Origin of the sequence: Micromonospora sp. MH33 (assembly GCF_003013775.1) — a bacterium.
GTDB classification, from domain to species: domain Bacteria; phylum Actinomycetota; class Actinomycetes; order Mycobacteriales; family Micromonosporaceae; genus Micromonospora; species Micromonospora fulviviridis.
The window spans coordinates 1-18291 of record NZ_MUYZ01000062.1 but is presented as its reverse complement, the minus strand read 5'-3'; the positions used below and the strand labels follow the sequence as shown (position 1 = coordinate 18291).

Below are 18291 nucleotides of genomic sequence, written 5' to 3'. Positions count from 1 at the left end.
GCGCCAGGTGGCACGCATTGCGGTGGTGGCCGGTGACGGCATCGGACCCGAGGTGGTCGGGCAGGCCCGCAAGGTCATCGACGCGGTGCTCCCCGGGGTCGAGGCCACCGCGTACGACCTCGGCGCGGCCCGCTACCACCGCACCGGCGAGGTGCTGCCCGACTCGGTCCTCGACGAGCTGGCCGGGCACGACGCCATCCTGCTCGGCGCGGTCGGCGACCCCACCGTGCCGCCGGGCGTGCTGGAGCGCGGCCTGCTGCTCAAGCTCCGGTTCGCCTTCGACCAGTACGTCAACCTCCGCCCCTCCCGGCTCTGGCCCGGCGTGACCGGCCCGCTGGCCGCCGTGAAGCCCGGCGAAGTCGACCTCGTGGTGGTCCGCGAGGGCACCGAGGGCCTCTACGCGGGCGCCGGCGGCTCGCTGCACCGGGACACCCCGGCCGAGGTGGCCACCGAGGAGAGCCTGAACACCCGGCACGGCGTCGAGCGGGTGATCCGGGACGCGTTCGCCCGGGCCCGCCGCCGGGAGCGGCGCAAGGTCACCCTGGTGCACAAGACCAACGTGCTGACCCACGCCGGCTCGCTCTGGGCGCGCGCCTTCGCGGCCGTCGCCGCCGAACACCCCGACGTGACCACCGAGTACCAGCACGTCGACGCCGCCGCGATGTTCCTGGTGACCAACCCGTCCCGGTACGACGTGGTGGTCACCGACAACCTCTTCGGCGACATCCTCACCGACATCGCTGCCGCGGTGACCGGTGGCATCGGGCTGGCGGCCAGCGGCTGCATCAACCCGGAGGGGCGCTACCCGTCGATGTTCGAGCCGGTGCACGGCTCCGCGCCGGACATCGCCGGCCGGGGCGTCGCCGACCCGGTGGCCGCGGTGCTCTCCGCCGCGCTGCTGCTCGACCAGCTCGGCCACGCCGACGCCGCCGCGCGGGTCACCGCCGCGGTCGCCACCGAACTGGCCGGGCGTACGCCGGGCGCACCGCTGCGCACCGAGGAGGTCGGCGACCGGCTCGCCGGGTACGCCGTAGCCTGACCGGGCCGTCACTTCGGCCCGGATCCGGGCCGCCAGACCCGTACCCGGGCCCGCTCGAGTTCCGGTCCGCGCCGGGCCGCCCGTCCGGCGCGCGCGATGTGCCGGGGCGGAGCTATCCGCTGAACGACCGTTCGGGGTAAGTTTCTGGCACCAGTGACGTCGGCGTGCGATCCCGCATGCCGTGGACCCGCAGGGAGGTCAGCGCGATGAGCGGTGGTGACAAGCTCGATTTCGAGATCCGTCCGAATCCCGCGCCGGTATCCGCCGCCGACCGGGCCGCCCTGCTGGCGAACCCGGGCTTCGGCCGGGTGTTCACCGACCACATGGTGACCATCCGGTACGCCGAGGGCAAGGGCTGGTACGACGCCCGGGTGGAGGCGCGCGCGCCGATCCCCATGGACCCGGCCGCCGCGGTCCTGCACTACGCGCAGGAGATCTTCGAGGGGCTGAAGGCGTACCGGACCGGCGACGGGTCGGTGACCATGTTCCGCCCGGAGGCCAACGCCGCCCGCTTCGTCGCCTCCGCCCACCGGCTCGCCATGCCGGAACTGCCGCCGGAGACGTTCGTCGAGTCGCTGCGCCGCCTCGTCGAGATCGACCAGGACTGGATCCCGGAGCACGAGGACGCCAGCCTCTACCTCCGTCCGTTCATGTTCGCCAGCGAGGTCTTCCTCGGCGTCCGCCCGGCCAACGAGTACCTCTACTGCGTGATCGCCTCGCCGGCCGGGGCGTACTTCGCCGGTGGGGTCAAGCCGGTGACGGTCTGGGTCTCGCCGGACTACACCCGGGCGGCGCCCGGCGGCACCGGCGCGGCCAAGTGCGGCGGCAACTACGCCGCGTCGCTGGCCGCCCAGGCCGAGGCCATCGAGGCCGGCTGCGACCAGGTGGTCTTCCTGGACGCGGTGGAGCGGCGCTTCGTCGACGAGCTGGGCGGCATGAACGTCTTCTTCGTCTACGACGACGACACCCTGGTCACCCCGCCGCTGACCGGCACCATACTGCCGGGCATCACCCGCGACGCGATCCTCACCCTGGCCGCCGAGTCGGGGCACCGGGTCGAGGAGCGTCCGGTCAGCTTCGCCGACTGGCAGGCCGACGCGGCCAGCGGCCGGCTGCGCGAGGTGTTCGCCTGCGGTACCGCCGCGGTGATCACCCCGGTCGGCGGGGTGCGCTTCCCGGACGGGGAGTTCCTGATCGGCGGCGGCGAGCCGGGCCGCTCCACCATGGCGCTGCGCCAGAAGCTGGTCGACATCCAGCGCGGCCGCGCCGAGGACCGGCACGGCTGGGTCTCCCGCGTCCTCTGACTGTCCACGCTCCACCCGCACGGCCGGCCCGTCCCCGACGGCGCCGGCCGTGCGCGCTCGCGGCGGAGGTCAGTCGAGGAGGTGGGCGCGAAGGGCGTTGAGCTGCTCGTCGGTCACGCCGGCGTGGCGGAGGTAGCCCTCGGCCGAGCCGTAGCCCTCGCGCAGCTCGGTGAGGAAGAGCTTCATCGCCTCGGCGGGGGAGGCGAGGAACGGCGGCGGTGGCTCCTCGGCGTCCGGCACCGTGGCCCGGACCCAGGCGCTGAACCGCTCGGACGCGGCGGTGCTGAGCGCGTAGTCGGCGGCGATGTCCTCGTCCGGCACGCCGAGCACGGCGAGGGTGAGGCCGCAGACGATGCCGGTGCGGTCCTTGCCGGCGACGCAGTGCACCACCACCGGGGCGTTGGCGCTGTCGGCGATCAGGCCGACCGCCTCGGCCAGCCCGGCGGTGCCGGTGCGGGCCAGGTCGGCGTACCGGTCGGCGAGGTAGCGGGGCAGGCTGCTGCCGGGCTGGTACATCTGCTCGGCCCAGTCCTGGTGCTCCGGGTGGATGTGCCGGTAGGTGAGCCCGTCGTAGGCGGGCACCCGGCCGTCCCGCGCCACCTCGGTGGGGCGGCGCAGGTCGATGACGGTGCGGATGCCGAGCGCGGTGAACGCGGCCCGGTCGGTCTCGTCGATCCGGTGCAGCGAGTCGGAGCGGTAGAGCCGGCGGTGCCGGACGGTGCGCCCGTCCTGGCTGCGGTAGCCGCCGACGTCGCGGAAGTTGAACAGCGCGGGGAAGGGGGTCTCCAGGGCGTCCACCCCTGACACGGTAACGGCCGGCGGGGCCACGATGTGCCCCGCCGGCCGCTGGTTGCAGGTGTCTCCGTTACCGGGCCGTGCCCGGCGGGATCGACGAGTAGGTGTCGTCGTAGTAACCGCCGAGCTTGTCCCGGTACGCCGGGTCCGTGTCGGTGCTCTCGTCGTACTCGGGCGCGGCCTTGATCTGGTCCTTGCTCCGGTCGACGTAGACCTTCCGCTCGTCGTGGTCGACGTGGTTGACGGTGCCGGCCGGCAGCATGACCTTCTTGCCGAAGATCCACGGCCCGGTGTCCACCACGAGGAAACTGGAGTTCACCTCGTGGCTGGCCCGGTCCACCTTGCCGATACCACCGTCCGTCGCCTCCACCTTGTAGCCGACCAGGTCGACACCGGTCACCCCGGCCTCGTCCCGGTAGCTCCACGGATCGAAACGCCCGGCGGGCGTGCCGCCCGCGAAGGCGCCCTGACCACCCTGGGTCAGCGGATCCGGCATCCCGTGGGTCGTTCGAGGGTCGAGCCGCTCCATGGCGTCAACACTCCCTTTCTCGACTTTCTCGGGGGATTTGCCTGTCGGATCCCTGCCTACCCGGTTGCGGAGATCGATACACCGATCGGCTCAGGCCAGCGCGGCCTCCGCGTCCAGGGCCACCGCCGCGGCGTGCACGACCGCCGCGATCCGCAGCCCCTCGTGCACCTGGTCGCGGCTGAACCCGGCGGCGCGCAGGGTCTTCTCGTGCGACTCCAGGCAGACGCCGCAGCCGGTGATCGCCGAGACGGCGAGGCACCAGAGCTCGAAGTCGGCCTTCTCCACCCCGGGCCGGGCGATGATCTGCATCCGCAGCCGGGCCGGCAGCGAGGCGTACTGCTCGTCGCCGATGAGGTGCTTGGCCCGGTAGTAGACGTTGTTCATCGCCATGATGGTGGCCGCGCCCTTGGCCGCCTCGACCGCCTCGGGCGTGAGGTGACCGGCCGCCTCGGCGGCGATCTCCCGGAGCACCACCGGGTTGCGGGCCGCCACCGCGCAGGCCAGGGCGGTGCCCCAGGCCTGCTCCGGCTTCAGCGTCGAGGTGGCGATGGTGGAGCCGAGGTTGAGCCGGATGTCCTTGGCGTACTCCGGCAGGGCTGCCTTGACCGCGTCCAGACCCATGGTCAGGCCCCGGCGCCGGCGAGCAGCGCGTTGGCGTCCAGGGTGGCGCCGCCCTTGTTCCAGTTGCACGGGCAGAGCTCGTCGGTCTGCAGGGCGTCGAGCACCCGCAGCACCTCGGAGACGTTCCGGCCGACCGAACCGGCGGTCACCATGGCGAACTGGATCTCGTTGTCCGGGTCGACGATGAAGGTGGCCCGCTGGGCGACGCCGTCCTCGCCGAGCACGCCGCAGTCGGCGGTCAGCTCACGCTTGATGTCGCTGAGCATCGGGAAGGGCAGCTCGCGCAGGTCCGGGTGGTCCTTGCGCCAGGCGTAGTGGACGAACTCGTTGTCGACGGAGACGCCGAGGACCTGGGCGTCCCGGTCGGCGAACTCGCCGTTGAGGCGGCCGAACTCGGCGATCTCCGTCGGGCAGATGAAGGTGAAGTCCTTCGGCCAGAAGAAGACGACGCGCCACTTGCCCTCGTAGGTCTTGTGGTTGATCGTCTCGAACGCCTTGTCGGGGTCGAGGGAGACGCAGGCGGTGAGTTCGTACTCGGGGAAGCGGTCACCGACAGTGAGCACGGGTCCTCCTTGACGGCGGCCGGGCAACGACGCCAGGCCGGTAACTGGATCTGTTCCAGATGCTTCCGCAGCCCCGTTCCCGCCGGACGCCGGGCGGGCGCCTTGTTAGGTCGATCACGGGTGCGTCCCGCGATGTGGATTCTGCCTCCCAAAAACGTTGCGGGGTGGCAGAGTACGAGCCGTGACCAGCACCGTCCTGATTATTGGCAGCTAGCGCGCCGGCCTTCCCCCTCGCCGAGCGCGCAGACCTCCCGCATCCGCGGGGGGTCTTTTTGTTGCTCCCCGCAGGTTCGAGAAGAGGACTCCCATGACCTTCCAGGTGTACGACACGACGCTGCGCGACGGCGCCCAGCGCGAGGGGCTCAGCTACTCGGTGGTCGACAAGCTGGCGGTGGCCCGCCTCCTCGACGAGCTCGGGGTCGGCTTCATCGAGGGCGGCTGGCCGGGCGCCGTGCCGAAGGACACCGAGTTCTTCCGCCGGGCCCGCACCGAGCTGGAGCTGCGGCACGCGATCCTGGTCGCCTTCGGGGCCACCCGCAAGGCCGGCGTCGCGGTCGAGGACGACCCGCAGGTGCGCGGGCTGCTGGACGCGGGCACCCCGGCCGTGGCGCTCGTCGCCAAGGCGGACCTGCGACACGTCGAGCGGGCGCTGCGCACCACCGCCGAGGAGAACCTGGCGATGATCCGCGACACGGTCGCGTACCTGGTGGCGCAGGGGCGGCGGGTCTTCGTCGACGGCGAGCACTTCTACGACGGCCACCGGCACGACCCGGCGTACACCGCCGCGGTGGCCGAGACCGCGCTCGCCGCCGGGGCCGAGCGGTTCGTCCTCTGCGACACCAACGGCGGGATGCTGCCCTCCCAGGTCACCGCCGCGATCACCGACCTCACCGCGCGTACCGGGATCGCCCCCGCACGGCTCGGCATGCACGCCCAGAACGACACCGCCTGCGCGGTGGCCAACACGATCGCCGCGGTCGAGGCCGGCGTCCGGCACGTCCAGGGCACAGCCAACGGGTACGGCGAGCGCCCCGGCAACGCCGACCTCTTCGCGATCGTGGCCAACCTCCAGCTCAAGCTCGGCATGCCCGTCCTACCGGAGGGCTGCCTGGAACAGATGGTGCGGGTCTCGCACGCCATCGCCGAGATCGCCAACATCGCCCCCGACACCCACCAGGCCTACGTCGGGGCCGCCGCCTTCGCCCACAAGGCAGGGCTGCACGCGAGCGCGATCAAGGTCGACCCGTTGCTCTACAACCACGTGGACCCCTCGGTGGTGGGCAACGACATGCGGATCCTGGTGACCGAGATGGCCGGCCGGGCCAGCGTCGAGCTCAAGAGCCGCGAGCTGGGCCTGGATCTGGCCGGCCATCCGGAGGCCCTGTCCCGGATCACCAACCGGGTCAAGGAGTTGGAGGCCGGCGGCTGGTCGTTCGAGGCCGCCGACGCCTCGTTCGAGCTGCTGGTCCGCTCCGAGCTGCCGGACGCCGCGCCGGCCCGGCCGTTCGCGCTGGAGTCCTACCGGGTGCTGGTCGAGCACCGCGAGGACGGCGCGGTGGTCTCCGAGGCCACCGTCAAGATCCGGGTACGCGGCGAGCGCGTCATCGCCACCGCCGAGGGAAACGGCCCGGTCAACGCCCTTGACGAGGCGCTGCGGGTGGCGCTCGCCCGGCACTACCCGGAGCTGCGCGAGTTCGAGCTGGCCGACTACAAGGTCCGCATCCTGGAGGGCAGCCACGGCACCGGGGCGGTGACCCGGGTGCTGGTCGAGACCGCCGGGGCCGGCCGCGACTGGACCACGGTCGGCGTCCACCCCAACGTGGTCGAGGCCAGCTGGCACGCCCTGGTCGACGCCCTCACCTACGGCCTCGACCGGGCGCGGGTCTGACGCCGGCTCACCCGGCGGGCAGCCGCAGCTCGGCCAGCACGGCGCGGTGGTCGCTGCCCGGCACCGCGTACACGTCGACGGCGCGGACCGCGATGCGCCGGTCGACAAGCACGTGGTCGATGGTGACCGGCGGGATCGGGTCTCCGTCGTACGGGCCCCAGGTGCCGGAGAGCCCGGCGCCGGCCGCGGCGGCGGCGTCGACGTAGCCGGTGTCGATGAGGTCGCGCAGCGGCGCGTGGTCGAGGGTGGCGTTGAAGTCGCCGGCCAGGACGCTCAACCCGCCCCGCGGGGTGGCCGGCGGCTGGGCCCGCAGGTCGGTCCACCAGTTTGGCACCACCTCGACGGCGTACGGGGCGGCCGGGTGCGCCGACTCCACCCGCAGTGGCGGCGCGCCCGGCGCGGCCACCGTCCCGTACGCCTGGGTGAAGAAGAAGCCCTGGTTGCGCCGGTAGCCGGTGCCGCTGAGCGGGTGGCGCGCGTACAGGCCGGAGCCGGTGGTGCCGACCTCGGGGTTGAGCATCCGGTAGGGCAGCAGGGTGGCCAGCCCGAGCCGGTCCAGTTCGGCGGCGGCCTGCGGGGTGAACTCCTGCACGGTCAGCACGTCCACCCGGTGCGTCCGCACCAGCTCGACCAGCCGCGCCGGGTCGGCGCCGCCCTTGCGCAGGTTGGCGGTGAGCAGCCGGAGCACGGGCCCGTGGACAGTGGGCCGGTCGTCGCGGACGGCGCGCGGCGCCACCGCGCCGAGCAGCGCCAGGGCGGCGACCGCCGCGACCACCGCGGGCGCGCGGCGCCGCAGGGCGAGCGCCAGCGCCACCGAGCCCGGCCAGCCGGAGCACCGCCCAGGCGGCCACGGGCACGACCGCCACCCAGCAGGCGATCGTGGCGGACCGGCGGCGGACCCGGGTGTCGGCCGGTCCCGGCCCACTTGTCGTGATCACGGGCGTCACGCTACCGGCCGGCCGCCCGGCCCGGTGTCCCACGAGGCCATTTCGTGAATGGTCGGACCCTCACTTCTCACAATTGTCGAAAGCGTTTTTCGAATGGCACATGGTAAATGTGAGCTATTGACCTGCCGCATTTTTCGGTGCTAGGTTCCACGTGGTCGAGGCGTCGCGACTCTCAGTAGTAATCCCAGTTTAGATCCAGGTGCAGCCCAGCATTAACGGTGCGCTGATGACGTGGGTCCCCCGATGGTCCGCAATTGTCTGCGCCTGGCTGACGTGTCGAATCCAGCCGTCCCGCACCGCACGCGGGGTCGGCCGTGTCACCACGGTCACACAAGGGAGATCTGTCATGGCCACATTCCTCAAGCGCAAGGCGACGGTGGTGGCCCTCGCCGCGCTGTCCCTCACCCTGGCCGGCGGCGGCATCGCGGCCGCCGCCCACCCGGCGGCGAAGGCCGAGGCCGGGCAGGCCAGCGCCCGGCAGCCCGGCCACCAGCCCCCGGTGACCGCCGCCGAGAGCCGGGCCGCGAAGGCCGCGCTGAACGCCACCCTCGCCGCGCCGGCCCCCGGGCTGGTCGCCTGGGCGGTGGTGAGTTCCAACGGGACCCTGCTCCAGCACTCGGCGAACGTCGTGAGCGCCAAGAAGTTCTCGCCGTCGCTGCCGGGCCAGTTCGCCGGGCAGTACCAGGTGACGCTCGACTACGACGTCCGCCTCAGGGGGCTGCACGCGACCATCGGCACCAACGACGCGGCGAACGTCCCGCCGGGCGGTGAGGCCTCGGTGGCGCCCCGCTACCTGACCCCGAACGCCGTCTTCATCCAGACCCGCAACTCCTCCGGCGGGTACGCCGACCGGCCGTTCCACCTGCTCGTCGCCAACTGACCGCAGGCCCGCCACGCCGGCCCCCGCCGCACGCGGGGGCCGGCCGGCCCGTCCCTGGCCCGGTCTGCGCCGCCCTGGGGTACCCGGGCCCGCCCGCACCATTGCGGACGCGGCGGGGGAGTCGTCCCGATCCGACCCCGAAAGGGACGCCGAGGGGCCGATAATCCGACGTTTGCCCGTACGCCGGCACGGGAAGCAAGCACCGTGACGGACATCTCGGACACCCTGGCCGGCGTGCCCAGCCCGGTCGATGCCGACGCGAGCGGCGTCGAGCTGGAACAGACCCTCTTCGAGGTCAAACGCGTGATCGTCGGGCAGGATCGCCTCGTCGACCGCCTGCTCACCGCCCTGATCGCCGACGGCCACTGCCTGCTGGAGGGCGTGCCGGGGGTCGCCAAGACCCTCGCGGCGCAAACCCTTTCCACGGTGGTCGGCGGCACCTTCTCCCGGATCCAGTTCACTCCCGACCTGGTCCCCTCGGACATCGTCGGCACCCGCATCTACCGGGCCTCCACCGAGTCGTTCGACGTGGAGCTGGGCCCGATCATGGCGAACCTGGTGCTCGCCGACGAGATCAACCGGGCCCCGGCCAAGGTGCAGTCGGCGCTGCTCGAGGCGATGGCCGAGCGGCAGGTCTCCATCGGCGGCCGGAGCTGGCCGGTCCCGGACCCGTTCCTCGTGCTGGCCACCCAGAACCCGATCGAGTCGGAGGGGGTCTACCAGCTCCCCGAGGCGCAGCGCGACCGCTTCCTCATGAAGATCGTCGTCGACTACCCGAGCGACGCCGACGAGCTGGCCATCCTCTACCGGATGAGCACCGAGCGGCCGACCGCGCGCCCGGTGCTCGACCCGTCCCGGCTGCGCGCGCTCCAGCGCCGCGCCGCCGACATCTTCGTTCACCACGCGCTCGCCGAGTACGTGGTCCGGCTCATCCTCGCCACCCGGGACCCGGGGCGGTTCGGGCTGTCCGAGATCGCGCCGCTGCTGGCCTACGGGGCGAGCCCGCGGGCCACCCTCGGCCTGGTGGCGGCGGCCCGGGCGCAGGCGCTGATCCACGGCCGGGACCACGTCCTCCCGGAGGACATCCGGGACCTGGCGGTGGACGTGCTGGCCCATCGGCTGGTGCTCTCCTTCGACGCGGTGGCCGACGGGGTCTCCGCCGAGACGCTGGTCCGCCGGCTGGTCGAGGCGGTGCCGCCACCCCGGGTGGTCACCGGGCACCCGGAGGCGGCGGCCGACCTGGCGGCGGCATGAGGCGCCGGGACGCACCCGTCCTGCCCGAGCCCGGGCTGGCCGACCTCGCCCCCGACCAGCGACTGCGACGGCTGGAGCTGACCGTCACCCGGCGGCTCGACGGGCTGCTGCACGGCCAGTACCGCGGCCTGCTGCCCGGCCCGGGCAGCGAGGCGGCCGGCAGCCGGGAGTACCGCCCCGGCGAGGACGAGGTACGCCGGATGGACTGGGCGGTCACCGCCCGGACCACCGTCCCGCACGTGCGCGAGGTCGACGCGGACCGGGAGCTGACCACCTGGCTGCTGGTCGACGCCAGCCCCAGCATGGAGTACGGCACGGCCACGCTGGACAAACGGGAACTGGCGGTGGCCGCGGTGGCGGCGGTCGGCTTCCTCACCGCCGGCATCGGCAACCGCCTCGGCGGCCAGGTGCTCGCCCCGGAGGGCGTACGCCGGTTCCCGGCCCGGAGCGGGCGCACCCACCTGCTCGGGCTGCTCCGCGCCCTGCTGGGCGCGCCGCGCACCGACGGGCACCGCGACCTGCCCCCGCCGACCCTGGCCGACGGGCTGGACGGGCTGCAACGGGTGGCCACCCGGCGCGGGCTGGTGGTGGTCGTCTCCGACTTCCTCGACGGGCTGCCCGACGACCCGGACGCCGCCCCGGCCTGGGAGCCCGTGCTGCGCCGGCTGGCCGTCCGGCACCAGGTGCTCGCCGTCGAGGTGACCGACCCGCGCGAGCTGGAGTTGCCCGACGTCGGGCTGGTCACCCTGGTCGACCCCGAGACCGGCCGCCACCGCGAGGTGTGGACCGGTGACCCGGCCCTGCGCGAGCGGTATGCGCAGGCCGCCGCGGCCCAGCGCGACCAGGTCCGGCACGCGCTGCGCCGGTCCGGGGCGACGCACCTGGCGTTGCGTACCGACCGGGACTGGAGCGCGGACATCGTCCGGCACGTGCACACCCAGCGCCGGCTGGCCGCCGCCCCCGCCGCGGCCCGGGGAGGTGCGGCGTGACCTGGCAGTCGCCCGCCCGCCTCTGGCTCCTGCTCGGGGTCGCCGCGCTGGTCGTCGGCTACTTCGTGATGCAGCGCCGGCAGAGCCGGTACGCCGTCCGCTTCACCAACCTGCGGCTGCTGGACCGGGTCGCCCCGCGGCGGCCGGCCTGGCGCCGCCACGTTCCGGCGGGACTCTTCCTCGCCATGCTCGCGCTGCTGGTGGTCGGCTTCGCCCGGCCCAACGCCGAGGTGCGGGTGCCCCGGGAGCGGGCCACCGTGATGGTGGCCGTGGACGTCTCCACCTCGATGCTGGCCGGCGACGTCGACCCGGATCGGCTGACCGCCGCCAAGGAGGCCGCCCGCCGGTTCGTCGACGGCCTCCCGGACGAGTTCAACGTGGGGCTGGTCGCGTTCGCCGGCAGCGCGGCGGTGCTGGTGCCGCCCAGCACCGATCGGGACGCCCTGCACGAGGGGGTCGAGCGGCTCGCCGAGGGAATCACCGGGGTGCAGGGCACCGCCATCGGGGAGGCGATCAGCACCTCGCTGGGCGCGGTGAAGAGCCTCGACGCGAAGGCCGCGAAGGACCCGCCGCCCGCGCGCATCATCATCCTCTCCGACGGCGCGAACACCTCCGGCATGGATCCGATGGAGGCGGCCGGCCAGGCCGTGGCCGCCAAGGTGCCGGTGCACACCATCTCGTTCGGCACGCCGTCCGGCTCCGTGGACCGGGGCGGGCGGGCGATCCAGGTGCCGGTCGACGGGCAGACCCTCAAGGCGGTCGCCGACGAGACCGGCGGCGGCTTCCACGAGGCGTCCACCAGGGAAGAGCTGCGCGCCGTCTACGAGGACATCGGCAGCTCGGTGGGCTACCGCAAGGAACGGCAGGACATCTCGGCCCGTTTCATCGGCCTCGGGCTGGTCTTCGCCATGGGGGCCGCCGCCGGTTCGCTGCGGTGGTTCTCCCGACTGCCCTGACCCCGCACCACGACCGGACGACGCACGACACGTGAGGAGCCCAGGTATGGCAGTGCAGACCGGACTCGGCGAGCCGCGCGGCCCGTGGTTCGTCTCGCCGGAACTGGACCCGGACGGACGCGGGCGCTGGGACGTACCCGGGTCCGAGCGGGGGGCGGCGCGGCGGAGCTGGCGCGGCCGGCTGCTGAGCGCGGCGGCGGTGGTGGCCCTCTCCACCGTCTCCGGGGCGGCGGCCGGCACCTGGGCGGCCGACCGGGACGCGCCCGGCCCTGCGGCGGCCTCCGCCGCGCCGGTGCCGGCGGAGCTGGTCACCGCCGCCGAGAAGACCGTCCCCGGGGTGGTCTCGGTGATGGTCGGCGGGACGTCCGGCGCGTCTGCCTCCGGCTCCGGCTTCGCCATCGACAACGAGCAGCACATCGTCACCAACGACCACATCCTGGCCCGGGGCGGCTCCGGACCGGTGACGGTGGAGACCTCAGACGGGCGCCGGTTCACCGCCGAGGTGGTGGGGCGGGAGCCGGCCAGCGACCTGGCGGTGCTGAAGGTCCCGGCGTCGGCCCGGCTGTCGGCGTTGCCGCTGGCCAAGCCGAACTCCACCCGGGTGGGCGAGCCGGTGCTCGCCGTCGGCTCCCCGCTCGGCCTGGCCGGCACCGTCACCGCCGGTATCGTCAGCGCGCTCAACCGGCAGGTACGCATCGGCAACGGCCGGCACACCGCGGTGCAGACCGACGCCTCCATCAACCCGGGCAACTCGGGCGGGCCGCTGGTCAACGCGCGGGGTGAGGTGGTCGGGGTGAACACGGCCATCGCCACCATCGACGGCAACGGTTCGATCGGCATCGGGTTCGCCATTCCCATCGATCAGGTCCAGCAGACCGCCGACACCATCATCGGCCGGGGCGGCTGACCGGCCCCGCGGCCCTGACCTGCGCCGGCGTGCCGAGCGGTGCGGCCGGAAGGGGAGAAGTGTCGGATATCCGGCGTGGGACCATCGGGCCATGGAAATATTACGCTGAGTATGGATACTGGCGGAGGTGGAGCAAGCTGTCATCGCGGCCCTCCTCCTGGTGGGCCTGGTCATCGGCGCCGGTGTCGGCGCGTCGTACGCCCGCGCGCAGCGGGGTTGGAAGGACTACAAGACCATCCGGACCACCGTCCCGGGCGCCCGGCGCACCGCCTGGTTGGCGACCCGTGCGGTGGTCACCAAGATCGGCGTGATCGCGCTGCTGCTGGTCGGAGCGGCGGCGTACGCGGCGGCCGGGTCGGACCACGAACGCGCGAGTCCCGGACCCACTCCGACCCCGACCGTGACCGCCACCCCGGGCCACCGCGCCGGGCGTTAGCCTCGGGGCGTGGACGACGGACTGCGGGTGACCGACCGGCTCGTGCTGCCCGACGCCGAGCTGCGGGAACGCTTCTCCCGCTCGTCCGGCCCGGGTGGTCAGGGGGTCAACACCACCGACTCGCGGGTGGAGCTGAGCTTCGACCTGGCCAGGTCGCCGAGCGTGCCCGAGGCGCTGCGCGCCCGCGCCCTGGACCGGCTCGCCGGCCGGCTGGTCGACGGGGTGCTGACCGTGGCGGCCAGCGAGCACCGGGCGCAACTGGCCAACCGCGAGGCGGCCCGCGAGCGGATGGCCGCCCTGCTGCGCGAGGCGGTCGCGCCGCCGCCGAAGCCGCGCCGCCCCACCCGCCCGTCCCGTGGCGCCAAGGAGCGCCGGCTGGCCGAGAAGAAGCGGCAGTCCCAGCGCAAGCGCGACCGCCGGGTGGACGGCGACTGACCGCGGGTCAGCGCGACGGCACCGGCCCGGTGGTCGCCCGTTCGTGGCCGCCGAGCACCTCGAACGCGGTGAGGGCCAGGCAGACCGCGGCCAGCAGGGCCAGCGCGAGCAGCGCCGACAGGCCGGTCGTCAGCGGCAGCAGCACCGCCACGACCAGGGCCTGCACCTGGCGGGCCCGCCGCCGGCGCCCGGTCGTCCGCCACCGGAACGCCTGGACCCCCAGCAAATAGAGCAGCACCCCGCCGAAGAGCGCGGCGTGCGCCAGCGGATACGGCGCCGGCCCGAGCTCGAAGAAGCCCTGGCTGCCCAGCACCGACATGGTCTTGCGCAGGCCGAGCGAGACCAGCACGATCCCGGCCACCATCGGCAGGTGCAGCCAGGTGTACGCGTCGCGGGCCAGCCGGGTCCGGGTGCGGAGGTCGGCGGCGGCCAGCGCCCGTTCCCCCTCGGTGCTGTCCCAGCCGAAGTAGGTCCACCACAGGGCGGCCAGCAGGGCGGTGCCGAGGAACGCCGCCACCACGATCCGGGCCGAGACCGGCGTGTAGACCACGGCGCTGCCCATCGAGATCACCGCCTCGCCGATCCCGATGATGATGATCAGACTGTGCCGGTCGGCCCAGTGCTCCGCCGAGCGCACGCTGAGGTGGCGCAGGCCCACCCGGGCGTTCCCGAGCACGTCGACCGCGATGGCGAGCACCCACAGCGCGACCCGCGGTGGAGAGAACTGGCGGACGTCGCCGACCGGCAGCGGCAGCAGCGCCGCGACCAGCATCAGGCCGAGCGCGACCAGGGTCGGCGTGGCAGCCCGCACCGGCGGCGTCCGCCAGGCCGGGCTCTGCCACGCCACCAGCCCGAACGAGGCCAGGTGCAGCAGCCGGATGGCCGCGTAGCAGGCGACGAAGACCAGCGGCCCGGGCAGGCCGCCGCGCGAGCCGTCGATCGCCTGCGGACTGGCCAGCGTGATCATCGCGGTGAGCGCCACCACCAGCACCATGACCAGGCGTACCACCGGACTCTCCGCGCGGACCTCGGCCGCCAGCCAGGCGTACGCGCACCAGGCCTGCCAGAGCACGGCGAGCACCAGCAGCCCGCGCGCCAGGCCCGGCCACGTCGGGTCGTCGGCCATCAGCGCGGCCACCTGGAGGAACGCGTAGACGAAGACCAGGTCGAAGAAGAGTTCCTTCGGGGTGACCCCGCCGTGCTCCTGGATCGCGCTGATCTGCGCGTGCAACCGGCGGTGCCGGCGCCGGAACACGGTCAGGTCGGCCAGTGCGGTCGCGCCCACCGCGGCGGCCAGCAGGGCCAGTTCGGCCAGCGCCGGCAGGTGCGGCGCGATGGGCGCCAGCCCGGCCACCAGCAGGATGCCGAGCACCGGGGACCGGCCCAGGATGCGCAGCGTCCGCACCTCGAACAGCACCAGCCCCGACAGGTAGAGCACCACCCCGCCGTGGAGCACCAGCAGCGTGAGCAGCGGGCTGGCCTCGTCGCTGTGCATCCGCAGCTCGCCGAGCACCTTCTTGAGGCCGAGCGCCACCAGGATCAGCCCGGTCATCATCGGCAGGTGCAGGAAGCTGTACGCGTCCCGGCCGAGCAGCGCGCGCCGCGTGCCGACGACCCGCTCCAACGCCTGCTCGGCCGCGAACCGGGCCACGTCGAAGTACGTCCACCACAGCGCGCCGGCCAGCGCCACCCCGAGCAGCGCCCCGACCAGCACCCCGGGGGTCAACGGCTGGGCCACCGCCACCCCCTGGCTCAACCCCACCGAAATGATCGTCTCGCCGAACCCGATCAGGATGATCAGGCCGTGCCGCTCCGCCCAGTACGGGATCGAGCCGATCAGCCACAGCTCCGCGCCGAGCAGCATCGCCCCGCCGTACTCGGCGACGATCGCGCAGCCCACCAGCGCGAAGCGGATCCACTCCCGGCCCGCCTCGTTCGGCACCGGCCCGGGGACCAGCGCGGCGGCGAGCAGGAACAGCGCGCCGGCCACCGGCGGCGACCACGCCCGCAGCGCCAGCCGGCGGGGTCCCCCCTCCTTGGCGGCCGCCAGCGCGGCGACGGTCAGCGTGGTGCCGCGTACGACCAGGTAGCCGAGGGCGAAGACCAGTGGGCCGGAGAGCCCGCCGGGCCGGTCCTGGAACGCCTCCCACACCGTCAGGCCCATCACGAACAGGGTGGCGCTGAGCCCGAACATCACCACGGGCAGGACGCCGCGGTCCAGCCGGACGGTGCTGCCCAGCCAGGCGAACGGCGCCCAGCACCACCAGAGCAGCACGAGCAGCAGCAGGCCGCGGGGCAGCCCGGCCGGGTTGAGCTGCTCGGCGGTCACCCCGGTGACGTTGAGGAACGCGAAGACGAAGATCAGGTCGAGGAAGAGTTCCAGCCGGCTGACGTCGCCCGCGTCGCCGGCCAGCTGGATCCGACCGACGCCGCCCACCACCTCACTGTGCCAACCGGGCCGGGCGCTGACCGGGGATCCGTCCCAATCACCCCCTAGGACCGGCCGGCCCCCGGAAAACTGTTTGAGGGCCCGCCGTGCCGTCGCCCAGAATTCGCCGCGTGCCGAGCGACTTCTCCGTCAAGCCCACCCTCACCGGCGACCGGGTCCTGCTGCGTCCGTTCGTCGACGACGACCTCGCGGCCTTCGAGGCGATCCTGGCCGACCCGGGGTGGCCCGGCTCACCGGCAGCCCGCCCGGGGAGGGGCTCGAACCCGCCCGGCTGCGGGCCTGGTACGGCACCCGCAACAGCCAGCCCGACCGGCTCGACCTGGCCGTCGTGGACCGGGCGACCGGAGCCTGCGTCGGCGAGGTGGTGCTCAACGAGTGGGACCGGCACAACGACAGCTGCAACTTCCGCACCCTGATCGGCCCCGCCGGGCGGGACCGGGGGCTCGGCACCGAGGCGGTCCGGCTCGTCGTCGGGTACGGCTTCGAGCAGCTCGGCCTGCACCGGATCGGGCTTGAGGTGTTCGCCTTCAACCCGCGCGCCCGCCGGGTCTACGAGAAGGTCGGCTTCGTGGCCGAGGGCACGCTGCGGCAGGTCCTCCGCGACGGTGACGGCTGGGTGGACGCCACCGTGATGTCGATCCTCGCGGAGGAGTGGGCCGCGCACCGGGGCCACCCGGCCGGCTGAGTCCGCCACGCGGGACCGGGTCGGGCCGGGCACGTCGAACCGCTTCAATGCGTACGGGAGCGAGGGCCGGCACCGACCACCACGTCACGTGACAGGAGTCCCGGGCCCCGGTCAGCCCGGCCGGTCGGTCGCGTCGAGGGCGGCCAGCAGCCGGGTCCGCAGCCCGCCGGCCCGCTCGGCGAAGCCCCGCTGGGCGGCGGCGTACTCGGCCCGGCCCTCCGGGGTCTCCACCCGGACCGGCGGGTGACCGAGGTCGGCCAGGTCGTACGGGCTGGCCCGCATGTCCAGCGTGCGGATCTCCCGGGCCAGCGCGAAGGCGTCCGCCACCAGCTCCGACGGCACCAGCGGGGAGAGCTTGTACGCCCACTTGTAGAGATCCATGTTGGCGTGCAGGCAGCCCGGCTGATCCAGCGCGTGCTGGCTCTCCCGGGTCGGCGTCAGCACGTTGAGCGGCCGGGCCGGCGCGGTGAAGAACCGGAACGCGTCGAAGTGGCTGCACCGCACGCCCCGCTCCTCGACGACCGCCGCGGTCGCCGCCGGGCTGAGCCGCAGCGGCCAGGCGTTGTGCCGCACCTCGTCCTGGGTCTGCCGGTAGACCATCGCCCACTCGTGCATGCCGAAGCAGCCGAAGTGGGCCGGCCGGCCGGCGGTCGCCGCGAGCAGCGTACGGATCCAGGCGATGGACTCGGCGCGCCGCGCGCGTACCCCCGCGGTGTCGAGGGTGACCCCGGCGGCGGTGGCGCGGTAGTCCCGGCCGAACCCGGCCGGGTCCGCGTCGCGCAGCACCACCCCGGCGCCGGGGTGCCAGCGGCGCAGCTGGGCCGGGCGGTGCGAGTAGTAGGTGAAGAGGAAGTCCTCGACGGGGTGCCGCACCCCGGAGCGGCGGCGGGCCAGGTGCGGCGCCAGCCAGGCGTCCACCCGCTCCTCGTGGGCGCGACGCCGGGCCTGCCAGTCGGCCGCGTCGAGCGCGGTGGCGGGGGCGAGGGCGGCGGTCACGGACCCCAGGGTACGACCGCCGCCCCGCCCCCGGTCACCGCACGTCCACCCGCACCCCGGCGGAGAAGACCCCGCTGCGCAGCTCCAACTGCTTCGGTGGGTCGTCGCCGTGCACGGTGAACACGATGGGCAGCAGCACCCGGGAGCCGGCGGCGACCGGCTGGGCGAAGACGTCCCGGCCGAGGTTGGCCACCCGGGTGGCGTTCTCGTCGGCGGCCACCCAGTTGCCCCCGGGCAGGTACGCCCGCTGCAACTGCCCGTGCCAGGTCTGCTCGCCCGGCGTGAGGTTGCGCACCCCGACCGTGGCCAGGCACTGCCGCCCGCCGGCCGGTGCCACGGGCAGCGTTCCCGCGCCGCAGGCCAGCCGGTAGACGGTGAACTCGAACGCGCTCTCGCGCAGCGGGACGCCGAGCGGGCCGGTGACGCTGTTGCCCACCCAGGCGCCGCTGGTCGGCTGCTTGGTGGTGTCCATCGCGGCGACCCGCTGCGTGGCCGTCCACGCCGCCGCGCCGACCACGCCGGCCAGCACCGCGGCCGCGACCCCGACCACCAGCCAGATCGGCGGCCGGCGGCGCCGTGCGGCGGTGGTGGGCATCGCCGGGCGCGGGTAGACCGTGC

Annotated in this window: 16 protein-coding genes and 3 pseudogenes; 11 read left to right on the top strand and 8 right to left on the bottom strand. The window is 73.9% G+C overall.

All coding sequences use genetic code 11. From position 1 onward, the window contains the following. Window positions 1-7: 7 nt before the first annotated feature. The gene (locus tag B0E53_RS12770; protein WP_107076260.1) at window positions 8-1039 is read left to right on the top strand and encodes a 3-isopropylmalate dehydrogenase; all 1032 of its coding nucleotides are present in this window, start codon (window positions 8-10) and stop codon (window positions 1037-1039) included. A 206-nt stretch (window positions 1040-1245) separates the two neighbouring features. Then, window positions 1246-2343, top strand: coding sequence for a branched-chain amino acid aminotransferase (locus B0E53_RS12765; RefSeq protein ID WP_107076259.1), 1098 nt, complete (start codon window positions 1246-1248; stop codon window positions 2341-2343). 69 nt (window positions 2344-2412) lie between these two features. On the opposite strand, the gene B0E53_RS12760 is transcribed toward B0E53_RS12765, so the two are convergent. The 4 genes from B0E53_RS12760 to B0E53_RS12745 form a co-directional block, all read right to left on the bottom strand. Next, a complete protein-coding gene (locus B0E53_RS12760; protein ID WP_107076267.1) occupies window positions 2413-3150 on the bottom strand; it encodes a tyrosine-protein phosphatase in 738 nt (245 codons plus the stop codon). Window positions 3151-3208: 58 nt separating this feature from the next. Beyond that, entirely contained in the window at window positions 3209-3667 is a 459-nt protein-coding gene (locus B0E53_RS12755) for a PRC-barrel domain-containing protein (RefSeq protein ID WP_107076258.1), read from the bottom strand. Window positions 3668-3757: 90 nt separating this feature from the next. After that, window positions 3758-4288 carry a carboxymuconolactone decarboxylase family protein gene (locus B0E53_RS12750; RefSeq protein WP_107076257.1) on the bottom strand — a complete coding sequence of 177 codons (531 nt, stop codon included), beginning with the start codon at window positions 4286-4288 and terminating at the stop codon, window positions 3758-3760. A gap of 2 nt (window positions 4289-4290) precedes the next feature. Beyond that, window positions 4291-4851, bottom strand: a complete 561-nt coding sequence (locus B0E53_RS12745) for a peroxiredoxin (RefSeq protein ID WP_107076256.1) — start codon at window positions 4849-4851, stop codon at window positions 4291-4293. A gap of 307 nt (window positions 4852-5158) precedes the next feature. Here B0E53_RS12745 and cimA point away from each other — a divergent pair, with 307 nt between their 5' ends. Continuing rightward, the gene (gene cimA, locus B0E53_RS12740) at window positions 5159-6739 is read left to right on the top strand and encodes a citramalate synthase (RefSeq protein WP_107076255.1); all 1581 of its coding nucleotides are present in this window, start codon (window positions 5159-5161) and stop codon (window positions 6737-6739) included. 7 nt (window positions 6740-6746) lie between these two features. Here cimA and B0E53_RS12735 read toward each other — a convergent pair. After that, window positions 6747-7674 (bottom strand): annotated as a pseudogene (locus B0E53_RS12735) (endonuclease/exonuclease/phosphatase family protein). A 358-nt stretch (window positions 7675-8032) separates the two neighbouring features. Here B0E53_RS12735 and B0E53_RS12730 point away from each other — a divergent pair. The 7 genes from B0E53_RS12730 (at window position 8033) to arfB (ending at window position 13543) form a co-directional block, all read left to right on the top strand. Further along, window positions 8033-8566, top strand: coding sequence for a hypothetical protein (locus B0E53_RS12730; protein WP_107076254.1), 534 nt, complete (start codon window positions 8033-8035; stop codon window positions 8564-8566). Window positions 8567-8770: 204 nt separating this feature from the next. Further along, the gene (locus B0E53_RS12725) at window positions 8771-9820 is read left to right on the top strand and encodes a MoxR family ATPase (protein ID WP_107076253.1); all 1050 of its coding nucleotides are present in this window, start codon (window positions 8771-8773) and stop codon (window positions 9818-9820) included. Next, complete coding sequence (locus B0E53_RS12720) at window positions 9817-10809, top strand: DUF58 domain-containing protein (RefSeq protein ID WP_107076252.1); 993 nt, start codon at window positions 9817-9819, stop codon at window positions 10807-10809. Before B0E53_RS12725 ends, B0E53_RS12720 begins: the two co-directional genes overlap by 4 nt. Then, entirely contained in the window at window positions 10806-11765 is a 960-nt protein-coding gene (locus B0E53_RS12715; RefSeq protein ID WP_107076251.1) for a VWA domain-containing protein, read from the top strand. Before B0E53_RS12720 ends, B0E53_RS12715 begins: the two co-directional genes overlap by 4 nt. Window positions 11766-11811: 46 nt before the next feature. After that, window positions 11812-12672 carry a trypsin-like peptidase domain-containing protein gene (locus B0E53_RS12710; RefSeq protein WP_107076250.1) on the top strand — a complete coding sequence of 287 codons (861 nt, stop codon included), beginning with the start codon at window positions 11812-11814 and terminating at the stop codon, window positions 12670-12672. Between the two features lie 127 nt (window positions 12673-12799). Then, a complete protein-coding gene (locus tag B0E53_RS12705; protein ID WP_107076249.1) occupies window positions 12800-13108 on the top strand; it encodes a hypothetical protein in 309 nt (102 codons plus the stop codon). 9 nt (window positions 13109-13117) lie between these two features. Then, on the top strand, window positions 13118-13543 hold the full coding sequence (gene arfB, locus B0E53_RS12700; protein ID WP_107076248.1) for an alternative ribosome rescue aminoacyl-tRNA hydrolase ArfB: 426 nt from the start codon (window positions 13118-13120) through the stop codon (window positions 13541-13543). Between the two features lie 7 nt (window positions 13544-13550). On the opposite strand, the gene B0E53_RS12695 is transcribed toward arfB, so the two are convergent. Then, window positions 13551-15980, bottom strand: coding sequence for a low temperature requirement protein A (locus tag B0E53_RS12695; protein ID WP_168215307.1), 2430 nt, complete (start codon window positions 15978-15980; stop codon window positions 13551-13553). Between the two features lie 122 nt (window positions 15981-16102). Between B0E53_RS12695 and B0E53_RS12690 the strand changes: the two are divergent. After that, window positions 16103-16677: pseudogene (locus B0E53_RS12690) on the top strand (GNAT family protein). Window positions 16678-16788: 111 nt separating this feature from the next. Here the strand turns inward: B0E53_RS12690 and B0E53_RS12685 are convergent. Both B0E53_RS12685 and B0E53_RS12680 read right to left on the bottom strand, forming a co-directional pair. After that, window positions 16789-17673, bottom strand: a complete 885-nt coding sequence (locus tag B0E53_RS12685) for a 3-methyladenine DNA glycosylase (RefSeq protein ID WP_107076246.1) — start codon at window positions 17671-17673, stop codon at window positions 16789-16791. Window positions 17674-17707: 34 nt separating this feature from the next. Beyond that, a pseudogene (locus B0E53_RS12680) lies at window positions 17708-18291 on the bottom strand (hypothetical protein); the annotation flags it as partial.